General features: G+C 62.5%; 24 protein-coding genes. 11 read left to right on the forward strand and 13 right to left on the reverse strand.

The window, feature by feature from the left end; all coding sequences use genetic code 11:
* Positions 1 to 51: 51 nt before the first annotated feature.
* Positions 52 to 999, reverse strand: coding sequence for a DUF1186 domain-containing protein (locus tag ACVI1L_RS11345; RefSeq protein WP_057021184.1), 948 nt, complete (start codon positions 997 to 999; stop codon positions 52 to 54).
* A gap of 211 nt (positions 1,000 to 1,210) precedes the next feature.
* Here ACVI1L_RS11345 and ACVI1L_RS11350 point away from each other — a divergent pair, with 211 nt between their 5' ends.
* Both ACVI1L_RS11350 and ACVI1L_RS11355 read left to right on the forward strand, forming a co-directional pair.
* On the forward strand, positions 1,211 to 2,959 hold the full coding sequence (locus ACVI1L_RS11350) for a flavin-containing monooxygenase (protein ID WP_456782896.1): 1,749 nt from the start codon (positions 1,211 to 1,213) through the stop codon (positions 2,957 to 2,959).
* An 82-nt stretch (positions 2,960 to 3,041) separates the two neighbouring features.
* On the forward strand, positions 3,042 to 3,983 hold the full coding sequence (locus ACVI1L_RS11355) for a metallophosphoesterase (protein WP_456782897.1): 942 nt from the start codon (positions 3,042 to 3,044) through the stop codon (positions 3,981 to 3,983).
* A 159-nt stretch (positions 3,984 to 4,142) separates the two neighbouring features.
* Here the strand turns inward: ACVI1L_RS11355 and ACVI1L_RS11360 are convergent, their stop codons facing one another.
* Positions 4,143 to 5,408: a S1C family serine protease gene (locus ACVI1L_RS11360; RefSeq protein ID WP_253605153.1), complete on the reverse strand. Its 1,266-nt coding sequence runs from the start codon at positions 5,406 to 5,408 to the stop codon at positions 4,143 to 4,145.
* Positions 5,409 to 5,873: 465 nt separating this feature from the next.
* Between ACVI1L_RS11360 and ACVI1L_RS11365 the strand changes: the two genes are divergently transcribed.
* The gene (locus ACVI1L_RS11365; protein ID WP_229193518.1) at positions 5,874 to 6,182 is read left to right on the forward strand and encodes a hypothetical protein; all 309 of its coding nucleotides are present in this window, start codon (positions 5,874 to 5,876) and stop codon (positions 6,180 to 6,182) included.
* A gap of 1,164 nt (positions 6,183 to 7,346) precedes the next feature.
* Here the strand turns inward: ACVI1L_RS11365 and ACVI1L_RS11370 are convergent.
* Together ACVI1L_RS11370 and ACVI1L_RS11375 are read right to left on the reverse strand one after the other, a co-directional pair.
* On the reverse strand, positions 7,347 to 7,592 hold the full coding sequence (locus tag ACVI1L_RS11370; RefSeq protein WP_456785539.1) for a hypothetical protein: 246 nt from the start codon (positions 7,590 to 7,592) through the stop codon (positions 7,347 to 7,349).
* A gap of 219 nt (positions 7,593 to 7,811) precedes the next feature.
* On the reverse strand, positions 7,812 to 8,825 hold the full coding sequence (locus ACVI1L_RS11375) for a 1-aminocyclopropane-1-carboxylate deaminase (RefSeq protein WP_057021182.1): 1,014 nt from the start codon (positions 8,823 to 8,825) through the stop codon (positions 7,812 to 7,814).
* Positions 8,826 to 8,986: 161 nt separating this feature from the next.
* On the opposite strand from ACVI1L_RS11375, the gene ACVI1L_RS11380 reads away from it, so the two are divergent.
* Together ACVI1L_RS11380 and ACVI1L_RS11385 are read left to right on the forward strand one after the other, a co-directional pair.
* A complete protein-coding gene (locus ACVI1L_RS11380; RefSeq protein ID WP_057021181.1) occupies positions 8,987 to 9,451 on the forward strand; it encodes an Lrp/AsnC family transcriptional regulator in 465 nt (154 codons plus the stop codon).
* Positions 9,452 to 9,636: 185 nt separating this feature from the next.
* A complete protein-coding gene (locus ACVI1L_RS11385) occupies positions 9,637 to 10,794 on the forward strand; it encodes an Ig-like domain-containing protein (RefSeq protein ID WP_456782898.1) in 1,158 nt (385 codons plus the stop codon).
* A 20-nt stretch (positions 10,795 to 10,814) separates the two neighbouring features.
* Here ACVI1L_RS11385 and ACVI1L_RS11390 read toward each other — a convergent pair whose 3' ends face one another.
* Complete coding sequence (locus ACVI1L_RS11390; protein WP_229189985.1) at positions 10,815 to 11,195, reverse strand: c-type cytochrome; 381 nt, start codon at positions 11,193 to 11,195, stop codon at positions 10,815 to 10,817.
* Between the two features lie 153 nt (positions 11,196 to 11,348).
* Between ACVI1L_RS11390 and ACVI1L_RS11395 the strand changes: the two genes are divergently transcribed.
* Positions 11,349 to 12,152 (forward strand): NAD-dependent protein deacetylase, encoded by an 804-nt coding sequence (locus tag ACVI1L_RS11395; RefSeq protein ID WP_076834846.1) that lies wholly within the window; start codon positions 11,349 to 11,351, stop codon positions 12,150 to 12,152.
* Between the two features lie 156 nt (positions 12,153 to 12,308).
* Here ACVI1L_RS11395 and ACVI1L_RS11400 read toward each other — a convergent pair whose 3' ends face one another.
* The 7 genes from ACVI1L_RS11400 to ACVI1L_RS11430 all read right to left on the reverse strand — a co-directional run bounded on the left by ACVI1L_RS11400 (position 12,309) and on the right by ACVI1L_RS11430 (position 17,049).
* Entirely contained in the window at positions 12,309 to 12,605 is a 297-nt protein-coding gene (locus ACVI1L_RS11400; protein ID WP_057021179.1) for a hypothetical protein, read from the reverse strand.
* Positions 12,602 to 12,880 (reverse strand): cell division topological specificity factor MinE, encoded by a 279-nt coding sequence (gene minE / locus ACVI1L_RS11405; RefSeq protein WP_026192121.1) that lies wholly within the window; start codon positions 12,878 to 12,880, stop codon positions 12,602 to 12,604. The genes ACVI1L_RS11400 and minE overlap by 4 nt, the downstream gene beginning before the upstream one ends.
* Positions 12,880 to 13,695: a septum site-determining protein MinD gene (gene minD, locus ACVI1L_RS11410; RefSeq protein WP_057021178.1), complete on the reverse strand. Its 816-nt coding sequence runs from the start codon at positions 13,693 to 13,695 to the stop codon at positions 12,880 to 12,882. The genes minE and minD overlap by 1 nt, the downstream gene beginning before the upstream one ends.
* 21 nt (positions 13,696 to 13,716) lie before the next feature.
* Positions 13,717 to 14,433, reverse strand: coding sequence for a septum site-determining protein MinC (gene minC, locus ACVI1L_RS11415; RefSeq protein ID WP_028335249.1), 717 nt, complete (start codon positions 14,431 to 14,433; stop codon positions 13,717 to 13,719).
* Positions 14,434 to 14,612: 179 nt separating this feature from the next.
* Positions 14,613 to 14,954: a hypothetical protein gene (locus ACVI1L_RS11420; RefSeq protein WP_456782899.1), complete on the reverse strand. Its 342-nt coding sequence runs from the start codon at positions 14,952 to 14,954 to the stop codon at positions 14,613 to 14,615.
* 221 nt (positions 14,955 to 15,175) lie between these two features.
* Positions 15,176 to 15,436 (reverse strand): hypothetical protein, encoded by a 261-nt coding sequence (locus ACVI1L_RS11425; protein WP_456782900.1) that lies wholly within the window; start codon positions 15,434 to 15,436, stop codon positions 15,176 to 15,178.
* A gap of 437 nt (positions 15,437 to 15,873) precedes the next feature.
* Positions 15,874 to 17,049: an IS481 family transposase gene (locus ACVI1L_RS11430; protein WP_057015551.1), complete on the reverse strand. Its 1,176-nt coding sequence runs from the start codon at positions 17,047 to 17,049 to the stop codon at positions 15,874 to 15,876.
* Between the two features lie 338 nt (positions 17,050 to 17,387).
* Here ACVI1L_RS11430 and ACVI1L_RS11435 point away from each other — a divergent pair, with 338 nt between their 5' ends.
* Both ACVI1L_RS11435 and ACVI1L_RS11440 read left to right on the forward strand, forming a co-directional pair.
* A complete protein-coding gene (locus ACVI1L_RS11435) occupies positions 17,388 to 17,624 on the forward strand; it encodes a DUF6894 family protein (protein ID WP_028335246.1) in 237 nt (78 codons plus the stop codon).
* 610 nt (positions 17,625 to 18,234) lie between these two features.
* Positions 18,235 to 18,651, forward strand: a complete 417-nt coding sequence (locus ACVI1L_RS11440) for a hypothetical protein (RefSeq protein ID WP_456782901.1) — start codon at positions 18,235 to 18,237, stop codon at positions 18,649 to 18,651.
* A 52-nt stretch (positions 18,652 to 18,703) separates the two neighbouring features.
* Here ACVI1L_RS11440 and ACVI1L_RS11445 read toward each other — a convergent pair whose 3' ends face one another.
* Entirely contained in the window at positions 18,704 to 19,360 is a 657-nt protein-coding gene (locus ACVI1L_RS11445; protein ID WP_225162391.1) for a LuxR C-terminal-related transcriptional regulator, read from the reverse strand.
* 460 nt (positions 19,361 to 19,820) lie between these two features.
* Here ACVI1L_RS11445 and ACVI1L_RS11450 point away from each other — a divergent pair, with 460 nt between their 5' ends.
* The 3 genes from ACVI1L_RS11450 (at position 19,821) to ACVI1L_RS11460 (ending at position 24,745) form a co-directional block, all read left to right on the forward strand.
* On the forward strand, positions 19,821 to 20,741 hold the full coding sequence (locus ACVI1L_RS11450; RefSeq protein WP_456782902.1) for a LuxR C-terminal-related transcriptional regulator: 921 nt from the start codon (positions 19,821 to 19,823) through the stop codon (positions 20,739 to 20,741).
* A 97-nt stretch (positions 20,742 to 20,838) separates the two neighbouring features.
* The gene (gene galE / locus ACVI1L_RS11455) at positions 20,839 to 21,849 is read left to right on the forward strand and encodes a UDP-glucose 4-epimerase GalE (RefSeq protein WP_456782903.1); all 1,011 of its coding nucleotides are present in this window, start codon (positions 20,839 to 20,841) and stop codon (positions 21,847 to 21,849) included.
* Between the two features lie 280 nt (positions 21,850 to 22,129).
* Positions 22,130 to 24,745, forward strand: coding sequence for an AMP-binding protein (locus ACVI1L_RS11460; protein WP_456782904.1), 2,616 nt, complete (start codon positions 22,130 to 22,132; stop codon positions 24,743 to 24,745).
* Positions 24,746 to 24,809: the final 64 nt, after the last annotated feature.

Consider the following 24,809-nt stretch of genomic DNA (forward strand, 5'->3'; position numbering starts at 1 on the left):
CGAAGCGACGACAGTCGCTTTGGCCGGCGCTGAGACCGAGGGAGCCGCAGCTCAACGCTGGTCAGCGAGACAGCATTTCTTGTATTTCTTGCCGCTGCCGCACGGGCATGGGTCGTTGCGCCCGACATGGCGCAAGGGATTCCTCACGGGTTCGGTGTGGCTCCACAATGTATCGAGATCGTCCCCAAAGGGGGCATCCAGATCGTCGAAGGTCTCGTTGTAGCCGTAGTCGGTCCCTTCCATTTCCTGGACCGCATCCTTGATATAGCCGAGGCCAACTTCCTCGAATCGTGCGATTTCCTCGGGTCGCTGCTCGGCATCGACGAGCATTTCGTCGAACTCGCGGCGTTCTGTCATCCAATCGGGTATACGCCCGTCATCGAAAGCGCGATACGCCAAGGGCGCCAGCTCGCGCAACCCCAGGAGGGCAATTGCCTGCTGCCACGCGTACCAGGCATGGTTCTCGTCATCCGCCAGGTTTTGCTCGTGGAATGCTTTGAGCAGGCGCTGCATGCGCTCCCGCCCGATCATCCCATTCCATGTGAGGAAGGTGGCCGCGCCGAGAACCTGCTCGCGCGCAAATTGATCGACGGACTGATCCACGACCAGACTCAACAAGGCGTCGACGTCCCCGTCAAAGACACCCGCGACAATGCGCGCCATGCTTTCGGTCAGGCAGTCACCCAACAGGTCATCAAGTTCGCTTTCGGGTCTGCGCAGCAGTCGCAGCAGGTCGCGGCAAACATCCGTGTCACGAGCTCCACCGAGGATGTAGACACCTCGGAACAGCAGCCTGGCCTCATCGTCGGACAGTTCCTCGCCGTTCCCTGCCCGGGCGACGATGGCGCGCAGCGCGGGGGCCGCTTCTTCCATTCTGATCAGGCACATTCCGACTGCGGCCGCAGGCAATTGTTTCTCGGTCGCGACGGCCTCAAGATAGTCTTCGATCGGCCCCAAATCGCCCCGCTCGAAGATAGCTTCTACTTCTTCCTTCTTCATGGGACCTCGATCTTTGCCGGCAGATGAACGGTCACGACAGAACAACTACCCGATCACCGCTTACCCTCATCCTCTCCCAGAGACAGCATAGGAGCTATTCGCTGGACGGCAATACGCTTGCTTGCGGGCCGCGCCGCCCTCGCCCTAATCTTTGCCTACCGCGTCCAACGAGGCGCGGACAAGACATAACGATATAGGGAAGAGACGGCCCATGGCTCAGGAGAGCACCGCGCGCAAAACTGTGCGCCCTGCCGAGACCGGAACGTTCGATGCCGTGGTGATCGGCGCTGGGTTCGCCGGCATGTACATGCTGCATCGGCTGCGCGGACTCGGCTTCACCGCGCGGGTCTATGAGGCCGGCGGCGGCGTCGGCGGCACCTGGTACTGGAATCGCTATCCCGGCGCGCGCTGCGACGTCGAGAGCCTGCAATATTCCTTCTCGTTCTCCGAGGAACTCGATCAGGACTGGAGCTGGTCGGAGAAATATTCTCCGCAGCCCGAAATTCTCGCCTACGCCAATCACGTCGCCGATCGCTTCGATCTGCGCAGCCAGATCGTGTTCGACACCCGCGTCACCGCGGCGGCCTTCGACGAGCAGGCAGGCACATGGCTGATCGAGACCGACCGCGGCGACAGGGTCACAGCAAAGTTCTGCATCATGGCGGTCGGCTGCCTGTCGGCGCCGAACCGGCCGGCTTTCCCGGGCATGGCGGATTTCCGCGGGCCGATCTATCACACCGGCGAATGGCCGCATGAGGGTGTCGACTTCAGCGGCCTGCGCGTCGGCGTGATCGGCACCGGCTCGTCGGCGATCCAGTCGATCCCGATCATCGCGCAGCAGGCCTCCGAGCTCACGGTGTTTCAGCGCACCGCGACCTGGTCGGTGCCGGCGTGGAACGAGCGGCTGTCGGCGGAATATCTCAAGGAAGCGAAGGCGCATTATCCGGAGCTGCGCGCCAAGGCCCGTGCGCGCCCGACCGGCTTCTATTTCCAGTTCAACGCCCAGCCCGCCTTGCAGGCGAGCGAGCGGGAGCGCGAGCAGCAATACGAAGAAGCGTGGCAGCGCGGCGGCCTGCCCTTCCTCGGCGCGTTCGGCGATCTCCTGTTCGAGAAGGCCGCCAACGACACCATCGCCGATTTCGCGCGCGAGAAGATCCGCGGCATCGTCAAGGATCCTGCGACGGCCGAGCTGCTGTGCCCGCGAAACGTGTTCGGCTGCAAGCGGCTCTGCGTCGACACCAATTACTTCGAGACCTACAATCTGCCGCATGTGAAACTGGTCGACGTGTCGACGACGCCGATCGATCGCTTCACGACGGAGGGCATTGTCGTCGACGGCACCGAATACAAGTTCGACGCGATCGTCTCCGCCACCGGCTTTGCCGCCATGACCGGCTCGTTCGACAAGATCGCGATCACCGGCCGCGGCGGGCAGACGCTGGCCGAGAAATGGCGCGCGGGCCCGCGTGCCTATCTCGGCCTTGCCTCCGAGGGCTTTCCGAACCTGTTCATGATCACCGGGCCCGGCAGCCCGTCGGTGCTCGCCAGCATGATCCAGGCGATCGAGCAGCATGTCGATTGGCTGGCGGATTGCATCAGTCATATGCGCGACATCGGCGCCGGCACGATCGAGGCGGTCCGCGACGACGAAGACGCCTGGGTCGCCCATGTCAACGACGTCTCAACGGTCTCGCTGCGCTCGACCTGCAGCTCGTGGTATGTCGGCGCCAACATCCCGGGCCGTCCCCGCGTGTTCATGCCCTATATCGGCGGCTTCCCGATCTATGTGCAGAAGTGCAATGAGGTGATGAACTCGGGTTACGACGGCTTCGTGCTGCAGGGTGGGCGCAACGGCAATGCACCGCCGCAGGTGCGCTTCACCGAGCGCTGGCAGGTACCGCTCGACATCGAGGTGATCTCGCCGGCCGCGGTCGCCGCGAAGCGGGTTCCCGTGGTCTGAGTGCCGGCGGTATCCCCACCGGGATTGCGCATGATAGTGTCGCGCCGGTCCGCGCTTGGCATCGCGGAGCGCACGGGGGACGATGGCCGACACGGCATTGCAGGGACTGGTCGAGCGGATCGGCGCGGATCACGTCGTGCGCCGGCTTGGGATCGAGGCCGCGCATGAGAAGCAGGTGTTCGGCCAGGGCACGCTGCTGTTCAACGTCGAGAACTGGAAACTGGCGCCGCGGATCATCGAGACCGCGCTCAAGGTGACCGGCCTGCACGGCCGCGCGCGGCGTAATGCCGATAGGGTCGAAGTGCGACGCAACCTGGTGACGTCGGCGCGCCTGCCGGCGGCCTTCGACGGCTTCGCCATGCTTCAGCTCAGCGATCTCCATGCCGACATCAGCCAACGCGCGATGCGGCATCTGATGGACATCGTGAGCGATATCGCCTGCGATATCTGCGTTCTCACGGGCGACTACCGCGGCAAGACGTATGGGCCGTTTGAAACGAGCCTCGCGTTGATGCGGGATCTGTGCGCGCGGATCAAGCTGCCGCTCTACGGCATCCTCGGCAATCACGACAGCATCCGCATGACGCCGGCGCTGGAGGCGATGGGCATCAGGATGCTGTTCAATGAGCAGGAGTCGATCACGCGCGATGGCGCGACGATCCACCTCGCCGGGATCGACGACGCGCACTTCTACCGCACCGACGACATTGCAAGGGCTGCCACGGCGATCCCGCGCGATGCATTCTCGATCCTGCTGGCACATACGCCGGAATCCTACCGCGCGGCGGCGGCAGCCGGCTTCGACCTGATGCTGAGCGGCCATACCCATGGCGGCCAGCTCTGCCTGCCCGGCGGCATCGCGATCAAGCTGGAGGCGCGGCTGCCGCGCCGGATGGGCCGAGGCGCCTGGCGCTTCGGTGAACTTGCCGGCTACACCTCGGCCGGCGCCGGCACCAGCCTCGCGCCGGTGCGGCTGAATTGCCCGGCCGAGATCACCGTGCATACTCTGCGGCGGCTCCGTTGAGCTCCGCCCGTACCTGGCAGGCGCCCATTGCCAAAATATCGAAAACAACCCCATGCAAAGGAGTCGGCGGCTGCCCGGACGTCGCAAGGAAAGACGTGTGGCCGGTAGCCAGATGCAGTCGCCCTGCCGTAAGGACGGGAAGAGGGCGTAGCGGAGGTCTCAATTGCCCTTCTTCGCACTCGCGCTCTGCTCGTTCACCGTGCAGGTGATCAGCAGCGTGTAGCCGCGCGCATTCTTGGCAATCTCGGCGGTTTCCTTCTTCATCTCCTCGCGCCACTCGGCGGTCCGGTACGCCACCGCGCTGTTGTCGAGAAAGTCGCGCAGCGCGCCGGTCTTGATCGCGAAATTGATGTTCTCCGGGATGGTCCCCGTCGCCCGCGCCATCCTGACCGCGTCGAGCTTGGCAGCCACCACGCCGACCACCGCGCCGGTAAGGTCGAACAGCGGACCGCCGCTGTTGCCCGGCTGCACGGCGGCGCTGATCTGCAGATGACGGGTATCGTTGAGGATGCCACTCAGCGAAGAGACAATGCCCGTGGTGACCGTGAAATCGGATGTCAGCAATCCGTGATAGGGATAACCGATCGCCACTACGCCGTTGCCGACCAGGATGGGGTTTTGCCTGAGGCTGACGACATCCTTGAAAGGGGTCGGCGCCTGCAGCAACGCGAGATCATTGGTCTCGTCATCGGACACCAGGCGCAGCTTGACCGGCGCCTCGCCGCTCAGGTTGCCCGTGATCTCGCTGCAGCCGCCGACGACATGGTGATTGGTGACGACGTGGCCGCTGCTGCTGACCACAAAGCCGGTGCCGGTCCCCGATCTCGCCTGCTTCGCCGGCGGCGCGCTGGGTGCTGCAGCCTGCTGCGGCGGCGCCGCCGCAGGCTTTGTCGCGACCGCGAACTCGCCGGCATTGGAGACGCCGTTCTTCTTCACCGAGACGACGCAGTTGAGCAGAGCCGGCAACAGCTGCGCGGTCTGATTGAGGTTGAACTGAAACAATTGTCCCTGCGCGAATGCCGTCATCTGGCGCGCCTTGCGGAACTGGTTGATCAGGCTGGAATTCACCGGCATCTCGACATTCACGAGCTGGGTGCCGAGCGGCATGCCGTAGACGTTGAACGCCGGCTGGCCGTCAAAGGTCAGCGCCAGCGGAAAGGCCTCGCCCGGCGTCAGACGCCAGCTGTCATGGGCAAAGCCGAGACGCCAGCTGCCATTCTCGGCGATCGACACCATGAAGAAGATGCCGCTTTGATAGGTGGTGCCCGCCGAGCAATGGGTGAAGGCGCCATTCTTGTCGTTGGTGAAAGCGCCGCCCTTCCAGTTGCCGACCGTGATCGAGCCGTAGGGACCGCGGGCGCTCGACGGAGTTGCAGACGCAAACAGCCACGCGGCCGCAACGGCCGCCCAGATCGCAACTCTCATGACGCGCACTCCCCCAGCCACAACCCATCATAGGAGGCGTCGAAATTCATCCGCAAGTGGTGCGCGGCTTGGTCTTTGGTCCTGCGGCCACGCAAGTCCGCCGCGGATGAGGCGATCGCCACACCCTCAGGTTACAGTACCTATGTTCCTACTATGTTCCTATGTCAACCGAGGTACTGGCCGTATTTAAGCCCGTGTCCCAAGTTGAATCTTGGAGTATCTTAATTCCGATTAAGCGAACGAAAACCGTAACTTGGCCGATGTTCTCGGCAAGACTACTGAGTCGCACGCCAGATGTTCTGGCTTTTGCAATCCGCCAAGTGTTCTCGCTCCACAGGGCAGAAGTGTTACCGGGGTTCTCCGTGGGTGAACGGAGTTCCAGCCTCCGCTACCGTCCCCCTTAGCATTCCGATGGAATAAGCCCGCCATCGCAGGGGTTGGAAGCTGAGGGAGGTCGACCAAGCCATGGAAAGCGAAAGTGCGCCTTCAGGGCCGGGTGAAGCCGCGTGGGAAGCGTTGACATTCGATGAGCCCGTCATCGTCGCGCTAGCTATTTGGGCCGCGCTATTGGTGGCCCACGTCATCGCGGCGTCGGTGTATTGGCGGGAGCAGCGCAGCCCGGAATGGTTGGCCGTTCTTGCGATCTTGGCCTACTGGCCAATCCTGGTGTCGATCATAGGTCTCGGCCTTGTTCTAAAATATCTGATCCGACCGCTGATCGGACAAATAAAACTGTTCCGGCGAAGGTCCGATATCAAAGGCGTCGTTGAGTAAGGCCGCCTCAGTTGGCGGCCTCTCCGTTTATGATCTCGATCCATCGGCGCAAGCTCGATTCAAATCGCTCGCGCACTTCTGCTTCCGAGTTAGCCGTCACGCCAAATGAGAGCGGCGCCTCCCTTCCTGTGGTTGCGATCCATCCTCCGCAAGCTCGCGGCTGAATCTCCGGCACAATCCCCGGCTTGGGGCTGAAACATAGGCAAATGCAGCCCCGTTCGAATCGCCTTCTGATACGACACCATGACGTCGGAAGAGATGCGAGCGATGGCAGCACAGTGCGATGATGTGGCCGTGAAGCTACTCGCTCCCGAGCGCGCCATTGTCCGGAACGTCGCAGCCCAATCGCGTATGCTGGCACACCAATCCGAGATGCTACGTAGAGAGTGGCGATCAATCAGGCCTTCCAGCGAGACTGTTCCCCGTGACGCCCTCAAGGAAACGGCCCCAGCGCGTTGGAACGAACGCTGAGGCCGCCTTACCGCGCCGCTGAGAATAAGGCGGCCCCGGCACGTAGCTAGCGCCGGGGCCAGAGGGATTGTCATTCCCATGAGAACTCGACCCTGCGCCCAATAGGTCTGTTCCCGCATTTGCATAGGAAAGTCAGCTTGCGTTTCATCGCAGATGCGATGCGGCACTCAAGCAAACGGCCCCAGCACTCGGGCAAGGAGGCTGAGGCCGAGGAGCGCCCGTGGGGTAGGGAAAGATTATGGACACCCCCGCGTGAGCTAGAACCTCGATGGTACGGAAGGGCATTTGCATATGTGAATGAGTGTCCTGATTTCCCCAAGCGAGCGTCCTAAGTTGATTTTGGAAGTGTCCTGATTAGAAAACGGCCCCAGCGCCGGGAGAGCGCTAAGGCCAAGTTGACGTCTCCAATGAGCTACGCCAGTTCAGCCTATCAGAAGCCAGCCTAAGCTGATGATGAACGCGACGAGCGATATCCCCGCCAAGCCTATGAGGCTGAACTCGACGCCATCTAAATCGGTCCTGAACATAATGTTCAAAGCATTACACGTCGGATCGGCGGGCGCTTTAGCGTATGTCAGTCAGCGGCTGTGTCCAATTTCCAGATTCCACCGGGCATCAGATGTCCTAATTCCCCTCTCCGAGTGCCCTAACCAGGACAGCACCTCAACCGGAGCATTGCCGCCAAGGCGGACGCTACTGCGGCTCCCCGACCGAGGAGCGCGCCGGCGGATTTGGATCGCTGAACCAGTACCAGGATGCGAGGGCATGGACGCCGACGCCGATCAGGAAGATGCCGGCATAGAGTTCGACTGCGTGATTCATCGCCAGCAGGCGGGGATGCGGCGCGGCACCCTGGCCCTGGTAGGTCCAGATCCAGTGCCCCACGGCGACGATGCCAACGCCGAGCGCGGCGATGGCTCGGCCGGCCGCATTCATCATCCTCACGCGATGGTCTCCCAACTCGCCCGGCCAGGCAAAAATACCGGGCGAAGCTGACGCGGACCTGACATGGGACGGGAGGCGTGCAGCCCGGATGCAGCCGACGGGTCGCGCAAACGCGCGCCCGATGACAGGCTCCACGAAATCCGGGATAATCCCCGAACGACACGGGCCCCGGATTACGCTTCGCTGCATCCGGGCTACGAAGCGTGGCTCGCCTCAGCCGTTCCTGAACGCGTAGGCGTAGCCGTTGAGCGCCGGTGCGCCGCCGAGATGGGCGTAGAGCACCTTCGATCCGGCCGGGAAATAGCCCTTCTGCACCAGATCGATCATGCCCTGCATCGACTTGCCCTCGTAGACGGGGTCGGTGATCATGCCTTCCAGCCGCGCGCTGAGCCGGATCGCCTCCTTGGTCTCCTCCGACGGCACGCCGTAGGCGGGATAGGCGTAGTCCTCGATCAGCACGACATCATCCTCGACGATGTCGCGGCCGAGCTCGACGAGCTTTGCGGTGTTCTGCGCGATCGACAGCACCTGCGCCTTGGTCTGCGCGGGCGTGAACGAACCGTCGATGCCGATCACGTTGCGCGCGCGCCCATCGGCGGCGAAGCCGACCAGCATGCCGGCATGGGTCGAGCCGGTCACCGTGCAGACGATGATGTAGTCGAACTTGACGCCGAGCTGGCGCTCCTGCGCGCGCACCTCCTCGGCGAAGCCGACATAGCCGAGCCCGCCAAATTTGTGCACGGAGGCGCCGGCCGGAATCGCGTAGGGCTTGCCGCCCGCGGCCTTGACCTCCTCGATCGCCTGCTCCCAGCTCTTGCGGATGCCGATGTCGAAGCCTTCGTCGACCAGCCGCACATCGGCGCCCATGACGCGCGAAAGCAGGATGTTGCCGACGCGATCATAGACCGCGTCCTCATGCGGCACCCAGCTTTCCTGCACCAGCCGGCACTTCATGCCGATCTTGGCCGCGACCGCCGCGACCATGCGGGTGTGGTTCGACTGTACGCCGCCGATCGAGACCAGCGTGTCGGCATTGGAGGCGATCGCATCGGGGATGATGTATTCAAGCTTGCGCAGCTTGTTGCCGCCATAGGCGAGCCCGGAATTACAATCCTCGCGCTTGGCATAGAGCTCGACCTTGCCGCCGAGATGCTTTGACAGCCGATCGAGCTTCTCGATGGCAGTCGGCCCGAATGTGAGTGGATAGCGCGCGAACTTCTCCAGCATGCTGGCATCCTCTTTGGTGGTCTGAAACGGCGGCCACAGCTATCACCCCAGGCGCGAAAGGTGCTCTCTAACTCAGCTTGCACAATTGCCGAAGATTGCCGGATCTGGCCCTGATGGTATATTTTCTCTCATGAAATCGACCAATAGTGAGAGATTCTTCCATGTCCGCCCGACTCGACCGCATCGACCTCAAGATGTTGAGATTGCTGCAAAAGAACGGCCGGCTCAGCAATGCCGAGCTGGCCGATCAGGTCGGCGTCAGCCCCGCCACCTGCCATCGCCGGACGCAAGCGCTGTTCGACGAGGGTTATCTCAGCGGCGTCCGCGCCATGGTGGCGCCGCGCAAGCTCGGCAAGGGCACGTTGGTGATGGTCGGCGTCGTGCTCGACCGCTCGACACCGGAAAGCTTTGCGAGCTTCGAGCAGGCGGTGGCGAAACTCAAATGCGTGCTCGACTGCCACCTCGTCGCCGGCGATTTCGACTACTTCCTCAAGATCCGCGCCGGCGACGTCGACGACTTCAAGCGCATCCATGGCGATCAGCTGATCGCGCTGCCCGGCGTGCGGCAGACCCGCACCTTCTTCGTCATGAAGGAGGTGGTGGACAATGCGGCGCTGGAATTTTGAACCTGACGTGATCCCGACCCGGGCCGGGCGCCGCGAGCCGCCAGATCGGCCGGCCTGCCCGAGAGAAGTAATCCCTTCATCCGACTTGATGGCCGGCGCAAACCGGCGCAGTCTCTCACTAAATCCCCGCGGGGGGCGGGGGTCGCGCGCGGATGCGCGGGGGACATCATCCGCGGATGACAATCATGAACGCCACGGCGATCCGACTGGTCATTCCGTTGCTGGCACTTGCCGCCGGCGGCACGGCGGCGCTCGTCTTCGGCATCCGCCAAACCCAGCAAATCCTGGGCGGGAGCACGCCTTTGACGGCGACGGCACCATCCGCGCCAGCGGCTCCGGCGCGAGACCAAAACAAGACCGCGCTGGCAAAGGCGCAAACCGAGACCGCGGCCTTGGCCGACGTGCTGGCGGGACCGGCGCCAGCACCAGGCGGCGACGCGGTGCCGGAGTTCGACGTCGTCAACATAGAGCCGACCGGCGAGACCGTTGTTGCCGGCCGGGCGCTACCGGGCACGACGGTGGAACTGCTGCGCAATGGCGAGGTGCACGATCGCGTCGTGGTGGACAAGTCCGGCCAGTTCGTCATGGTCCCGCGCCCGCTTCCGCCGGGAAACTATGACCTCACCCTGCGCATGACGCGCGACGGCAAGCAGGTGACCTCCAAGCAAAGCGTGGCGGTGGCGCTCGAGGCTGCGACGCGGGAGCGGCCGATGGTGGCGCTGATGACACCGGACAAACCGGTCCGCGTGCTGTCGCAACCTGCGGCCACGGCGCCGGCGGCTGGGAAAGTGGCCATCGAGGCCGTCGAGACCGAACCGGACGGCAAGCTCCATGTGAGCGGTCAGGCAGCTCCCGGCGCGACCGTCAGGCTCTATCTCAACGGCAGCTTGATCACGTCCGCGACGGCCGACGAGGCGGGACATCTCTCGGTCACGATCAACAAGGGCGTGACCGCCGGCAACTATCAGGTGCGGCTTGACGACGTCGATCCCAGCTCCGGCAAGGTCCGCGCGCGGGCCGAGGTGCCGTTCAACGTTCCGGACACGATGACGACCGCATCGATCCCGGCATCGCCAACCTCGTCCGGCCGCGCGGATGTGGTCAAACCGCAGCTCGCCGCGGCGGCAACCGCCACCGCATCCGATGTGAAGTCCCCCTCCGCCGTGATCGTGCCGAAGATCACGACGACCACCGTCGCCCGCGGCGACAGCCTGTGGCGGATCAGCCAGCGCGCATTCGGCGCCGGACAGCGCTACGCCGTGATCTATCGGGCCAACTCGCAGCAGATCCGCAATCCCAATTTGATCTATCCCGGCCAGGTCTTCGTCGTGCCGGCAAGGTGAGACCGGCCTTCCGCCAACGGTCACTTGCCGGGGGATTTCAGGAACGCCACGATCCTGGCGCGATCCTCCGCCGAACGCACGCCGGTATACGGCTTCATGCCGTTGCCCGACACCACGGCCTCGGGATCTTCGATGAAGCGCAGCAGCGTGCTCTCATCCCAGACGATGTCGGATGATTTCATCGCCTCCGAATAAGGGAAGTCCGCAACCGACCCGGCTTTGCGGCCGACGACATTGTGCAGGTTCGGGCCAACGCGGTTGTCGCCGTCCTTGACCGTGTGGCAGGTGCGGCAGGAATTGTTGAACGCCTGCTCGCCGGACACGCCCGCATCCTGACCATGGGACGGCGATGAGGCCAACGACATCAGCCCGCAAACGACGACGATGAATCCCGGCCGCATCGATCACTCCGTCGGCAATTGCGCCAGGCAAACAGGCGCGCGCAGCACCACGCCTCGGGTGCCATGCCGTCAACGCAGAGGCGGCGTGAAAGGTCCGCTCGCGGCAGGCCCCACATCTGGCGCAGATACGCACGCCGCACTAGATGTGCTGCCATGCCACACCCCGCCCTCGAGGATTTCGTCGCCGGCCACCAGCGCCTGTTTGTCCTGACCGGGGCGGGCTGCAGCACCAATTCCGGCATTCCTGACTATCGCGACAGCGACGGCAACTGGAAGCGGACGCGCCCGGTCACCATCCAGGCGTTCTTGGGCGAGGCGGCGACGCGGCAGCGCTACTGGGCGCGCAGCATGGTGGGCTGGCGACGGTTCGGCCGCGCCGCGCCGAACGGCGCGCATCGCGCGCTGGCCAAGCTCGAACAGCAGGGGCGCTGCGAGCTGCTGCTGACCCAGAATGTCGACCGCCTGCACCAGGCCGCCGGCAGCCGGCGGGTGATCGACCTGCACGGCCGATTAGACGTGGTGCGCTGCCTCGGCTGCGGCGCGACGATGCCGCGCGAACAATTCCAGCACGAGCTCGCGCAACGAAACCCCGCCTGGCTCACGCTCGATGCCGCCGACGCTCCCGACGGCGACGCCGATCTCGAGCAAGATTTTTCGTCGTTCGTGGTGCCGGCCTGCGAAGCCTGCGGCGGCGTGCTGAAACCCGATGTGGTGTTCTTCGGCGAGAACGTGCCGCGCGATACGGTCGCGTCGGCGCAGGCGCATCTCGAGCAGGCCGACGCCGTGCTGGTGGTCGGCTCCTCGCTGATGGTCTATTCCGGCTTTCGCTTCGTCCGGATGGCAGAGCAGCACGGCCTGCCGATTGCCGCCGTCAATCTCGGCCGCACCCGCGCCGACGAGCTGCTCACCCTCAAAGTCGAGGATAGTTGCGAGAGCGCGCTGGCGTTTTTGCTGTAGGTCGCTGCTCTCTCCACGTCATTGCGAGGAGCGATAGCGACGAAGCAATCCATCGAGCCGCCTATGCGGAAAAATGGATTGCTTCGCGGAGCCTGTCATCCGGCGGCGTCTTGCGCCGACCGGGTGGCTCGCAATGACGACGGGAGAATTATCGCACTACGCGCGGTGGCGCGGCGCCTTGGCCATCGGCATGTTGGCGTTCCAGTGCGTCCAGCTGACGCTGGCGAGGCTGCCGAGGTCCGTCGCCAGCGGGCGACGGGTCCGGCGCTCGTACTCCGCGATGCAGCGGCCCGACTCGCCGATCTTGCGCTGCAATTCGTCGATCGTCATCTGCGTCGCGCGGCCGCAATTGGCCTTGCCGAGCTGATCGGCCTCGATCGCCCTCAACGCCGCCCGCAGCTTCTTGAGCTGCGCGCGCTGCCAGGCAATGTGACTATCGCTGTCTGCCGTCATGTGGCCGCCACCATCTTCGATCGTTGCACGCCATTGGGAACCTCGATGTCGACCTCGAGCATCGAGACGAACTTGCCACGGTCCATCCGGACCACGACCTTGTCGGGGTCGACGTCGATATGCTTGGAAACCACGCTCAGGATTTCCGAGCGAAGTGTCTCCAGGAGATCTGGCGCGCCGGTCCGGCCACGCTCATGCGAAAGCAGGATCTGCAACCGCTCCCGCGCGACGGGCGCCGATGCGGCGCGGCCGCCGAACAGCCGCATTACGTTCATCATGCCGCCCTCCGTCGCAGTAGCCGATCCATCAGTCCCTTGCGTTGAACCGGCACGGTCATCTCCACCGCCTCGCCCATCAGGCGGCGCACCGCATCGGTATAGGCCCGCGCCGGCGCGCTGCTTGCTGCGTTCAGCGTGACCGGGCAGCCGACATTGGAGGCGCGCAGCACGTCCTGGCTTTCCGGGACGATGCCGAGCAAGGGGGTCGCAAGGATCTCCAGGATATCGTCGATCGAGAGCATCTCGCCGCGCGCCGCGCGGCCGGCATCATAGCGGGTGACCAGAAGATGCTTCTCGACGCGCTCGCCGCGCTCGGCGCGGACCGTCTTGGAATCGAGCATGCCGATGATGCGGTCGGAGTCGCGAACCGACGACACTTCCGGATTGGTGACGATAACGGCCTCGTCGGCGTAGCGCATCGCGAGCGTCGCGCCGCGCTCGATGCCGGCCGGGCTGTCGCACAGGATCCAGTCGAACTTGGTCTTGAGGTCGGCGATCACGTGCTTGACGCCCTCTTCGCTCAGCGCGTCCTTGTCGCGGGTCTGCGACGCCGGCAGCAGCCAGAGATTCTCCAGCCGCTTGTCGCGGATCAGCGCCTGCGGCAGCTTGGCGACGCCCTGCACCACGTTGATGAGGTCGAACACCACCCGACGCTCCGCGCCCATCACCAGATCGAGGTTGCGCAGGCCGACGTCGAAATCGATGACGACGACGTTCTGACCCATTTGCGCGAGCGCCGCGCCGAGCGCGGCGGTTGAGGTCGTTTTGCCGACCCCGCCCTTCCCAGACGTCACGACCAATACCTTGGCCATTCTCTCTCTCCTTGTGGTCGGTCAGTTCAATGGTGTAATGCGCAGCATTTCGCCCTCGAGCCACGCCTGGGCGGGCCGGTTGCGCAAGCTGTCGGCGATTTCTTCCGCAGTCTGGTAGTAGCCATCGATCGCGAGCAGCTCGGCCTCGATCCTCTGGCAGAAGATGCGGGCCGCCGAATTGCCGTTGATGCCGGCCATCGCGCGGCCGCGCAGCGTGCCATAGACATGGATCGAGCCGCCGGCGACGATCTCGGCGCCGGAGCCGACCGAGCCGAGCACGGTGACGTCGCCCTCGGCAAACACGATCGACTGGCCGGAACGGACCGGGCTCTCCAGCAGCAGCGACGGCAACTTGGTCTTGTCCTTGTCCTTGTTTTTTTCCTGCACCTGCGGCTTCTGCGGCTCGACATGGGTGATCGCGCAGGCCCTGCCGCCGGTCAGAAGCGGCGGCATGTTGGCGCCGAGCTTCGATTCGTCGACGCCCTCGATGCCGAGGATGCGGATGTTGCGCTCGCCGAGGCTGCCGATCAGATGCGCGATCGCGGTCTGGCTGAGATCGACCGCCGAGAGGTCGAGCACGATGGGCTTTCCGGTGAAGAAGCCCGGCGACTTCGCCAGCGTCGCGTCGATCTCGGCCAGCCAGGACACGACAGGCACGACCGGCGAGAAAACGAACGCAACGTAGGAACGGCCGCGCATGCGGACCTGCTGACGTGCGACCTGTTGAGTTGCGTCCATCGCCCCTGACTCGGTTGTCTTGTCGAATGGTTAACAATCGGACCGCATGGTTAATCAAAGGTTAACGCGGTCAGGGTTTTCACCGATTTGAGCAGCGCTCGCCCCGGGGCCTCGAAACGCGCTTTGGCGTTTGAACAGGTGCGGAATTGGAGGAGATGCGGCCGCGTTTTTGAGCTGGATCAATTTTCTTCGCGCCAGTCGGGGTTATCATTGCGCGAGCGTTTGCAGACGACGTCATGACCCAAACCTACTGGATTGAGATCCTGCGGTGCCCGAAATGCCGACGCACGGGCCACGCTGAGCTTTCCGAGGTCGCCCCGCTTCGCAACCGAATTGTTCGGGTTTCGGAGGAATTCGAAGTTCGCGCCGACGAGCGCGGCGACGATTTCCAGTGCCGAGCCTGCAAGCTGCCAGCCCTGCCATGACAGCGGATGCCTTAACGCGCATCTGCCGATCACGCCGAAAATCATCGTTGTAGCTATTCCGCCTTGATATTCGCCGACTTGACGATCGGCCACCATTTCTCGACCTCGGCGACTGCCTCAGGTCGATCACCCGGACGAGGTCGACGCCGCAATCAAACTCCACCTGCGGGAGTTCGCGCCAACGGCGTGAGGCGCCACTTGGCGGCGGCGAGCGGCGCGAGCTTGCATCGGACGCAGCTGAGCGCGCGATGTATTTGCTCTACGCCCGCCGAAGACCCGCGACGTCGTCGCGGGCCTTCCGGGAACGGCTATGCCGATCAGTGGACCGAGCGGTCGGTGCGGGCAGCGGCCCGCGCGGTCGTCATCTTGTTGCGGGGCGTCAGAACGCTGAGCTGATGCGGCGTCGCCGATGTGGTCGCAACAGGCGCCTGCTCGCGGGCGTTGGCGGCGCCAATCACGCCGGCCTGCACCGCCGAGATCGGCAGGCCCGCAGCCTCATAGGTCGGAAGCTCCGCAGCGGACGCGGCGGTTACGATCGCGAGAGCGGCGGCAAGGGTGGAGAGGGAAATCTTGATCACGGAAGGCTCCTCAGTGGCGCGTGAGAAGCAGAGTTAGTCAGCTATTATTGCAATGCAACATCAATATTGCCGCACCGCACAAATAATTGATCGCCGACGCGCTTGGCGAGTACCGGGGCGGGGGCCGCCGTGAAACGCTGCTTACTGGCTTCGGGCATTGGTATTGCCGCACGCTTCCCTGACCATCCGAGAGATCTCGGCGCGTCCGGCGTTATTCATAAGAACTGCCTGCGCTGAGGCGTGCTTGCCCTGACCGAATCGCTAGCTCAGCCCGGCAAGCCCGCACGATTTCGGCTAGCCTCCTCTATCGAGGCAAATCGCTTATTGGCAGTTTGAGGCAATCGGAGTTCCCACAAACTCGTCATGCCCGGGCTTGTCCCGGGCATCCACGTCTTCATTTCCACGCGAAGAAGGACGTGGATGGCCGGGACAAGTGTTTAGTCCGGGGACATGGCTGACACCTGTTCGGACACATCACTGACAGGTTGGCGGTTGGTCAAGTCGATTGATGCGACCTGCCAGCTGGCGAAGAAGACGCCGTAATGGCCGTCGCGATCCAGCGGCCTGATGGCAAGCCGTTCGCGCGCGAAGGCCTGTGGAACCTTCCAGAAGCGTCCCTTGAAGGAGATGTAGGGCCTCGTCGATGAGACCCTGCGCACGGTCTCGCCGCTGTCGTACTCGATTTTCGGGACGCGGGCCGGCATAGCGCGGGCACTGGGTCGGAAGCGATCGGCGGGAACGTGCATATCAAGGCCTTGGTGAGGGCGCTGCAGATTGTAGATCGGCCGCCAGGCATCCAAGGCACGCTGGACTTCCGGTAGGGTGCGGAAGCGGCGCATCGCAAAGACCTCGGCCTTCAGGGTGCGATGGAAGCGTTCGTTCTTGCCGCGGGCCTGCGGGTGGCAAGGCCTGGCATGCACCACCCTGACGCCAAGCTTGAGCAGCCAGACCTTCAATCCGGTCCAGCGAATGCCGGACGTATCGCCCCATGGTGAGCCGTTGTCGGTGTAGAAGGCCTCCGGCAAACCATAGCAGCGGAACGTCGTCGTCAAGTGATCCTGCACGGTGAAACGCTGCTCGTCGGCGCAGGCCTTCAGGCACAGGACATAGCGCGAGTGATCGTCGACGATCGTTAGCGGATGACACCGCGTTCCGTCGGCGAGCGGCAGGTGGCCCTTGAAGTCCATCTGCCACAGTAGATTGGGAGCTTCCTTCTCGAAGCGGTGCCCTGGATTTGGCGGCGCGTTCTCGCTCGGCTTGACGCGGCCGTTCCGGCACAGGATCCGGTGCACCGTCGAGGGCACAGGCACCGTCTTGCCGTCCCGCTTCAGGCAGTGGGCGATCTTGCGCGCGCCCCAGACCGGATGCTTGTCGCGCACCGCAAGCACCTGCTCCTCGATGGCAGCCTCACTGCGCTTGGGCATCGCATGCGGACGCCGGGAGCGGTCAGCCAGTTCCCGATCACCAGCCTGCCAGCGCCGCAGCCATTTGTAGCCAACGTCAGGGCTGATGTTGAACCGTTGACACAGCTCGCGCCGGTTGGCGCCTTCCTGCAATGCCAGCCGCACGAACTCGTGGCGCTGATCCATTACTGACACCTCACTCCACGGCATGGACGGCCTCCCGAATCGGACCAATCCAGCCAATGTTGATGTGTCAGCTATGTCTCCGAACACCCGTCAGTGATCTGTCCGGGCTAAACAACAAGCCCGGCCATGACGGCGCGGAAGAATCAGTTCATTCCAAATGCGATTGCCCTGCTATCGACCCGATGCGTCGCTCGACCTTCCGAACCGATGATGGTGCAGGTCCACGTCGGGGTACCCAACAATGATGATCCGCCCTCCTAGAATAGCGGCTTGCCGTCCGCCTCACCGTGGTGCGATGACACCACTTTGATGCGTCGAGCTCGTCGCAGTCGTCGGAATGTTCGCCTCATCCGGAGACACCAATGCCGCGGTATTTTTTTCATATCCACGGCGGCCATTCAGTGCTCGATGATGTCGGCCTGGATCTTCCCGACATTTTCGCCGCACGGACGACGGCGATTGAACTGAGCGGCGAGATACTCAAGCACGACGTGACGGAGCCATTCTTGCGTCATCTTCGCTGGCATGTCGAAATCAGCGACAGCCCCGAGCCGGGCGGCCAGTCACTGTTCGTCCTTCAGTTTTCCATTGCGGCATGAATCGCAGCGCTCGCCTGCGGCGCCTCGTGGCCATCTTCTTCGCGATGGAACGAAGCGTGCAAGCTTGATGTCCAGGAGGAGTACTCTGAAAGCCCCGGCGACACGCTGAGCGAAAGCTGCAATTCCCGTCCATTGCGGACGGACCAATCGCCGGCTTGCTTTGGCTCGCAGAAACCAATCACGACTACACAATGGAGAAGAAGCTTTCTGCCGATCAGCTTTCAGATATCACCGCCTGGTGTCTCGAATTTGTATTCGCGCCTAGACCTGACCTCGGAGGTCCCGCATGACAGCAAGGCACATCTGGTACGTCTCCTTCATTGATCAACGCGATGCTCCGCCCGACAGGCACGCACGAAGGACTGCGACATTCGTATCCGAACAGGATGCGAAGCAGTTCACAAGGAAACTGGCGGAGGACCAGCGCATCGAGAGACTTTCAGCCGGAACGATCAACCCATACCGGCCCAAACGGGTCATCGGATCCAGAGACATTGGCCAGTGGCTTGGCAAAACCTAGCCCGCCATGGTGATCCGCAGTTGAGCTTGCCCCCATCGTGCAACGACGATCCATCTCTTTAAAACGGCCGCGCCTGAAGAGTAGTTGCGAATGCGAATGATGAAACCAGGTTACTGCGCTCTTGCTGAACCACAAGGGATGACGCAAGCCGTATTCCGATGCTTGGCTTGGGGTTTGATCCTAGGCCTCTTCATCGTCACCGATACACCGCTGGCATTCCGTCCGCACACGTTGATATCGGCGAACATCGATCGTTTTGCAGCTCTGTTCATTATCGGGGGCGCCTTTTCGCTCGCCTATCCGAAGCACGTGCTGCCAATCCTGCTCGTCCTTCTCGCTATCGTCGTCGGCTTCGAACTCATCCAAAGACTGCTCCCCGACAGACATGGATACGTAAAGGACATGTTCGTCAAAGGCGCCGGCTGCTGTGCAGGCGTTTTCATCGCAACTGCCTTGCGACGCTCGTTTTCCGCAATCTCCAGGCGTACAGACAGCCCGTTGGCCTAGCGGGGATGATCATCGCGCATGAAGCTCGATGAAAAACGCCGGTCCGTCGCCGCTATTCGACGGATGGAGACCCGGTCGGCCCGGAATATGAGACGGCAAGCGTAGCAAGGACGGTCCTGTTACTGATCTCGAGCTTGCGGAAGATGTGGTGCAGATGAACCTTGATGGTACCGTCGGCCACCTTCAGACGGCGGCCAATCTCCTTGTTCGACAAGCCCTCCGACACCAAACGCATGATCTGACGCTCGCGGTCCGTCAGCACCGCAAGATATTTCTCCGGGATCGTCGTTTGCGCATAAGGGATGGCTTCTTCGTACGAGGGCGGAGGCAATGTCTTCTGGCCGTCGGCGACTTGCCGCAACGTCTGCAAGAGCGTTTCGGGCTCCTCCTCGCTCAGAAGAACACCGCAAGCTCCCGCTGCTGCGAGCATGGCGAGATCGCGATCCTCAACCGAGGCGGCAAGAAACACGAGCCGCACACCAAGCGCCCCGGAGTTTGCGACCTCGAGCATGGCCTGCCCAGAAATGTCAGGCATCGACATGTCCAAAATGGCGATGTCGGGCGCGAGGCTCTGTATTGCCTTGAAGCAGCTCGCAATATCATTGCAGCGAGCAACAACTTTGAAATCACGCTCTGCTTCGAGCAGGCAGTTCAGACCCAATAAAACGACTGGATATCTACTGGCAATGACTACACGACTGAAATGCATTTCCGATCAACCCTCAATCCCCCTCAGTTCAGATCGGCGCCCATGACATTAATAAGCTACTCCAATATGAGGCATTTCAGTAAGGTTTTGTTGTCGTTTGGTCCCGTGAATCTACCGCCTGGAGCGCGCCGATAACCAGATTCCACAACGCGTAATCGCAGCGACGATCCGAGGCACCCTCAGCGAGTGCCTGTCGACGAGGACCGAGAGACCACCCTCGTCAGTTTGGCGGCCCCAAATGCCTATAACCAACGGTATATAGGGATATTGGGGATTAGCATCTAACATTCTTAAATATTTTCGGAGTGGGTTAAGCGCTTTTCGTCCCAGGTTTGTTCTATCGACCGAATCTGAGGAAGCTTGTTTTTACGTCGTTCTTTTCAGCTGGGCGGGCCACCAAAAATGAATCGGGTTCAACCCTTCAACCGCTTGTATCATTGTAGCGTCCGGGAGAGTTTCCATGAGACGACGATATCCTTTTGCCATTGCACTGGTTGGTGAAAATAGTCTTCGCAAAGAAGGCCTTGCAAGAATTCTAAATTCGGAGAATTTCGTCCTAACCTCGATATACGACGCCGATGATTGGCCCAGCGATGAGGCGCTTCAGAAAGCCCCCGCGAGTCCGTCATTGTTCCTCATCGTTCATAGTGGCGATGATTTTCGCCCGACAGTCGAGCAAATCGACTCGTTCAAGCGCCGTCACGCGGATGCACGTGTCGCAGTTGTCGCGGATCACTTTCATCTGAATGATCTGGTTGCCGCATTCCGAGCCGGCGCCACCGGATATTTCATCGACGTGATGAACTGCGACGCGTTCATCAAGTCCATCGAACTCGTCATGATGGGTGGGACGGTATTCCCGCCGGCATTCTTGGAGTCCGCTCTCGAGACCGAGAAACGCGAGGTGGACGATGCTCCTGTACCCAACGATGACGATCATGCCGTCGCAACGGCAGATGACACGCTGGCTCAGCAACTTTCGCCGCGGGAAGTTTCAATTGTGCAGTGCCTGATTGAAGGCGATTCCAACAAGTGCATTGCGCGCAAGATCAAGATTGCCGAAGCCACGGTGAAGGTTCACATCAAGGCGATCCTTCGCAAGATTCGGGTTCAAAACAGAACGCAGGCAGCAATCTGGGGATTGAACCATCGATCTGCGGCTTGGTCGAGAAACAGCAGTTCGGCGCATCAGATCGTTGACGTGACCGAGCGGCTCCTCCCACCCGGCCGGGAAATTCCCAAGATCGCGAGAGCGGGCCGGCCGGCGCCACTTGGCGGGATCGACCATGCGGAGAACTACTTCGAAGTCTCCCTCGCCAACGGCCATACCCGCAAGGACATGAGCTCAAAAGCCGACGGGGCGATCCGACTGCGGAAATAGCTGAGACTCGTCCGGTCTGGCGCATCGGCATCACCGCGCGGGATGATTTCCCGCGCGCGGCGAGCATTGACCACGCAGACGCGAAACGGAAGCGGAAATGATCTTGTTGACCGGCGGTGCCGGCTATATCGGATCCCACATCGCTGTCGCCCTACTCGACGCCGGGCTCGATGTCGTCGCGGTCGACAATCTTTCCAACAGCAACAGCGCCTCTCTCGAACGGATACGAGCCATCTGCGGGCGATCGGTCATTTTCCGGCATGCCGATATTCGCAATGAAGAGGCGATCTACCAGATCCTGCGCGCCCACGACGTGACTGCGGTCATTCATCTCGCCGGCCTCAAGGCGGTGGGCGAGTCCAGCGCTCAACCCATCACCTATTACGACAACAACGTCGTGGGAACGATGCGGCTCGTGTCGGCCATGACGCGAGCATCCGTCAAGACGCTGGTCTTCAGTTCATCCGCAACCGTTTACGGGACACCCGCGTACCTGCCGCTGGACGAGAAGCATCCCGTCGCACCGATCAATCCGTACGGCCGCACAAAATACTTCATCGAAGAAATACTGAAGGACCTTCATGAGTCCGACAAGGATTGGCGGATTGCCATCTTGCGCTACTTCAATCCGGTTGGCGCCCACGAAAGCGGACTGATCGGAGAAGATCCCCTGGATGTGCCGAACAATCTGTTGCCTATTGTGGCACAAGTGGCGATCGGACGACGTCCGACGGTGCATGTTTGGGGAAACGACTATGATACTCCGGACGGCACCGGGATCCGCGACTTCATTCACGTTGTCGATCTTGCATCCGGACATCTGAGCGCCCTTAGCCAACTGAGACAGCCCGGCCTTCTGACGGTCAATCTCGGAACAGGAAGCGGCAGTAGCGTCATGGACGTGATCCGGACATTCAAGGAAGTGAGTGGCCGGCCCGTGCCGTATGTGATCGACCAACGCAGGGTCGGTGACGTCGCAATCTGCTATGCCGATCCAACTGTCGCGAAGAACCTGTTGGGCTGGACATCAGCGCGATCGCTGACACAGATGTGTGCCGACCATTGGCATTTCCAGATGAAGAACCCGAATGGCTATCGCGGCACGTAGTCGGCGAGAGCCATCTGCGTCTTCGAGAATTTCTGTCTTGTTCGAGGCCTGCTCAATCCCGCGCAAGCCAGACGACTGCTCTCATCGGCAAGCTCAAGTCGCGCCGCTGCCTGGTTCCGCCACCACTCACCAATGGTCGCAATCGGCAGGATGGCAGGATGACGCACCGAATATTGGCTAATCCTTAATTGCTAGCTTCACTTGCTGTACGGCAAGGCATCTTCGGGAGCGGCGGGCTATGGTCCTGCCAACCGACTTACGTTGTTCAAGGTAGGACGGAATGCTTCTGGACAACGAGACGCCTGGCGCCACCATGTGTTCCGAGAGCTTCCACGCTCGCGACCATGGGGAGTCGGAAGCCCGGCTCACAATAAGCCAGGTCATAGGTCGAACTGCCAGTCGGTTTCCGAACCAGCCGGCGATCGTCTCGAGCGCTTTCGAGCCTCTGACATACAACGGTCTTGAACGCCAGTTGAAGGCAATCCGCCGGCGGCTGCGCTTGGCCGGTTTCGATTGCAATACCCGGATCGGGGTCTTGATGCCGAACGGCCCGGAGGCGGTTCTCGCCATCGTGGCAGTCGCCTGCTGTAGCGTCGCGGTGCCCCTCGACCCACGCCTCTCCCTGCCTGAAATCGAGCAGCGCCTCGACATGCTCAACTTGAGCGCCCTCGTTGTGCTGCAGGGCAGTGCCCCTGAAGCTCGCCAGGCCGCAGCACGCAGAACGCTTGCCATCATAGAAGCCGCTCCGGTCGGACAGGGCCAGCTTGGACTCGAGATCGCCGTGCAAGTTGCCGGCTCACCTGCCATCGACGCCGAGCCGGATCCGCGCTCCCCCGCCTTCATTCTGCAGACGTCGGGCACGACCGCGCAGCCGAAGCTCATTCCGTTCAGCCATGACAATATGCTGGCGGCGGCCGAACGCCTTCAGGCCTGGTTCGGCCTCACGTCCCGGGACCGATGCCTGAGCGTGTCGCCCCCCTACTATTCCCATGGGCTCAAAGTGACGGTCTTCACGCCGTTGCTGACGCGAGGCAGCATTGCCATCCCGGCGAACAGTGCCGTCGTCGCACTCGATGAGTGGTTCGATGTCTTGCGGCCGACCTGGTACTCGGCAGGCCCGACGCTTCACGCCACGGTGCTGGACAAGGCACAAAGCCTCGAGAATGCACACCCGGCGCACACTTTGCGGTTCGCGATGTCGGGCGGCGCGCCGCTCGCGAGGGCCGTGCAGGACGGCCTGCAACACGCTCTCTGCGTGCCGGTGCTCGAGCATTACGGCTCCAGCGAGGCGGCCCAGATCGCCGCCAACCAGCTGCCGCCCGGTCCGAACAGGCCGGGCACCTGCGGAAGACCCTGGCCCGATACCGTGGCCATCGTTGGCGAGGATGGACATCCCCTGGCAGCCGGCGAGCGCGGAGAGATCTGGATTCGTGGACCGACCGTGACGTCGGGCTATCTCGATGCGCCGGAACTCAATCAAGCCGCTTTCACGAAGGGTTGGTTTCGCACCGGCGATATCGGCAGCCTCGACGAAGACGGCTTCCTTTCGCTGCACGGCCGCCTGAGCGAGCTGATCAATCGCGGTGGTGAGAAGATTTCTCCCGCCGAGATCGAGGCCGCGCTATTGCGACATTCGGCCATCGCCGAAGCTGCGGCCTTCGCGATCTCGCATCCGCGCCTGGGCGAGGACGTCGCAGTCGCCATCGTCCCTCATCGCGGCGCGCAGGCGAGCGCTGCGGAGCTTCGCCTGTTCCTTCAACGCGAGCTGGCCTCGTTCAAGATTCCGAGACGCATTCTGACGCTCGACCATCTGCCGAAGGGGGTGACGGGAAAGGTTCAGCGGCGACGTCTGCGCGAGCTGGTCGACCGGCCACGGGGGCACCAGGCGACGGTGCCGGCGCCCGTCGCGAACGGGCCGTTGAATTTGGAAGCCGAGTTGCTGACCCTCTGGCGCAGGCTGCTCAAGAACGAGGTCGTGACCGTCGACGATGATTTTTTTGCCAGCGGCGGAGACTCCCTTCTCGCGATGGAGATGCTGGTCGAGGTCGAGCGGCTCGTCGGCTATCCCGTGCCGGAAACCATCATGTTCGGGGCAGAAACCGTCCGGCAATTTGCCGCAAGGGTTTCCGCACCAACGGACACGTGGACGACGCCGTTCTTCCAGCCCCATGCGCCTGGCACGCGGTCTCCGCTGTACTTTTTCAACGGCGACCTTGTCAGCGGCCACGCGAGTGTGCGGCGGGTGGTAGAGCTTCTGGGGCCGGATTATCCGATCATCTCGATCAATCCCCACGGTCTTCATGGCGAGCCGATTCCGGGCTCGATCGAGGCGATGGCCGCCGACCGCCTGCCGTTCATCCTGGCAAGGCAAGCGAGCGGTCCCTTTCTTCTGGGCGGCAAGTGCAATGGCGCCATGGTGGCGTTCGAAGTGGCCCGCCAGCTGATGGCTGCCGGCCACACGGTTGATTTGGTTACGATGGTGGACCCGCCGACCGTCAGTGCCCGTCCAATGCCACGGGCGATCCTGGGGCTGCTGAAGCCGCTGGTTTCGCCTTATCTCTTGCGTTGGACCTTCGAGCAAATGGTGAGACTGGAGCGATACCTGAAGCTCCCGGCGAACGAACAGCCTGCGATCGCCAAAGTCGCAATTCCAACGGCGTTGTGGGACGCTCATTCAATCGCAATGGCGCGGTATTGTCCGGCGCCGCTCGAGATCCCGGTGGCCTTTTACGCGGCCGACCACGATGGCCGAGCGTGGCGGCGTCTCAGCCCTCAACTGGAATTGATACAGGTGCCTGGCGGACATCCTGGCTGCCTGTTGATCGGTGCGGAACTGCTCGTGGATCACCTGCGGCGGAGATTTGAAAAACTCGCCTCGGGATCGAGCGCCACGTGAGAAATCGGACGTCAGCCATGACACGCCCCGATGAGCGGGCGGAGCATCGAGGCCGTCGGACGCC

The organism is Bradyrhizobium sp. USDA 4516 (genome assembly GCF_054055915.1).

Bases quoted from the DNA above. Each gene is read 5' to 3' on its own strand.
- ACVI1L_RS11345 (WP_057021184.1), bottom strand. From the start codon at position 999: ATGAAGAAGGAAGAAGTAGAAGCTATCTTCGAGCGGGGCGATTTGGGG.
- ACVI1L_RS11350 (WP_456782896.1), top strand. From the start codon at position 1,211: ATGGCTCAGGAGAGCACCGCGCGCAAAACTGTGCGCCCTGCCGAGACC.
- ACVI1L_RS11355 (WP_456782897.1), top strand. From the start codon at position 3,042: ATGGCCGACACGGCATTGCAGGGACTGGTCGAGCGGATCGGCGCGGAT.
- ACVI1L_RS11360 (WP_253605153.1), bottom strand. From the start codon at position 5,408: ATGAGAGTTGCGATCTGGGCGGCCGTTGCGGCCGCGTGGCTGTTTGCG.
- ACVI1L_RS11365 (WP_229193518.1), top strand. From the start codon at position 5,874: ATGGAAAGCGAAAGTGCGCCTTCAGGGCCGGGTGAAGCCGCGTGGGAA.
- ACVI1L_RS11370 (WP_456785539.1), bottom strand. From the start codon at position 7,592: ATGATGAATGCGGCCGGCCGAGCCATCGCCGCGCTCGGCGTTGGCATC.
- ACVI1L_RS11375 (WP_057021182.1), bottom strand. From the start codon at position 8,825: ATGCTGGAGAAGTTCGCGCGCTATCCACTCACATTCGGGCCGACTGCC.
- ACVI1L_RS11380 (WP_057021181.1), top strand. From the start codon at position 8,987: ATGTCCGCCCGACTCGACCGCATCGACCTCAAGATGTTGAGATTGCTG.
- ACVI1L_RS11385 (WP_456782898.1), top strand. From the start codon at position 9,637: ATGAACGCCACGGCGATCCGACTGGTCATTCCGTTGCTGGCACTTGCC.
- ACVI1L_RS11390 (WP_229189985.1), bottom strand. From the start codon at position 11,195: ATGCGGCCGGGATTCATCGTCGTCGTTTGCGGGCTGATGTCGTTGGCC.
- ACVI1L_RS11395 (WP_076834846.1), top strand. From the start codon at position 11,349: ATGCCACACCCCGCCCTCGAGGATTTCGTCGCCGGCCACCAGCGCCTG.
- ACVI1L_RS11400 (WP_057021179.1), bottom strand. From the start codon at position 12,605: ATGACGGCAGACAGCGATAGTCACATTGCCTGGCAGCGCGCGCAGCTC.
- minE (WP_026192121.1), bottom strand. From the start codon at position 12,880: ATGAACGTAATGCGGCTGTTCGGCGGCCGCGCCGCATCGGCGCCCGTC.
- minD (WP_057021178.1), bottom strand. From the start codon at position 13,695: ATGGCCAAGGTATTGGTCGTGACGTCTGGGAAGGGCGGGGTCGGCAAA.
- minC (WP_028335249.1), bottom strand. From the start codon at position 14,433: ATGGACGCAACTCAACAGGTCGCACGTCAGCAGGTCCGCATGCGCGGC.
- ACVI1L_RS11420 (WP_456782899.1), bottom strand. From the start codon at position 14,954: ATGGTGGCCGATCGTCAAGTCGGCGAATATCAAGGCGGAATAGCTACA.
- ACVI1L_RS11430 (WP_057015551.1), bottom strand. From the start codon at position 17,049: ATGCCGTGGAGTGAGGTGTCAGTAATGGATCAGCGCCACGAGTTCGTG.
- ACVI1L_RS11435 (WP_028335246.1), top strand. From the start codon at position 17,388: ATGCCGCGGTATTTTTTTCATATCCACGGCGGCCATTCAGTGCTCGAT.
- ACVI1L_RS11440 (WP_456782901.1), top strand. From the start codon at position 18,235: ATGCGAATGATGAAACCAGGTTACTGCGCTCTTGCTGAACCACAAGGG.
- ACVI1L_RS11445 (WP_225162391.1), bottom strand. From the start codon at position 19,360: ATGCATTTCAGTCGTGTAGTCATTGCCAGTAGATATCCAGTCGTTTTA.
- ACVI1L_RS11450 (WP_456782902.1), top strand. From the start codon at position 19,821: ATGAGACGACGATATCCTTTTGCCATTGCACTGGTTGGTGAAAATAGT.
- galE (WP_456782903.1), top strand. From the start codon at position 20,839: ATGATCTTGTTGACCGGCGGTGCCGGCTATATCGGATCCCACATCGCT.
- ACVI1L_RS11460 (WP_456782904.1), top strand. From the start codon at position 22,130: ATGCTTCTGGACAACGAGACGCCTGGCGCCACCATGTGTTCCGAGAGC.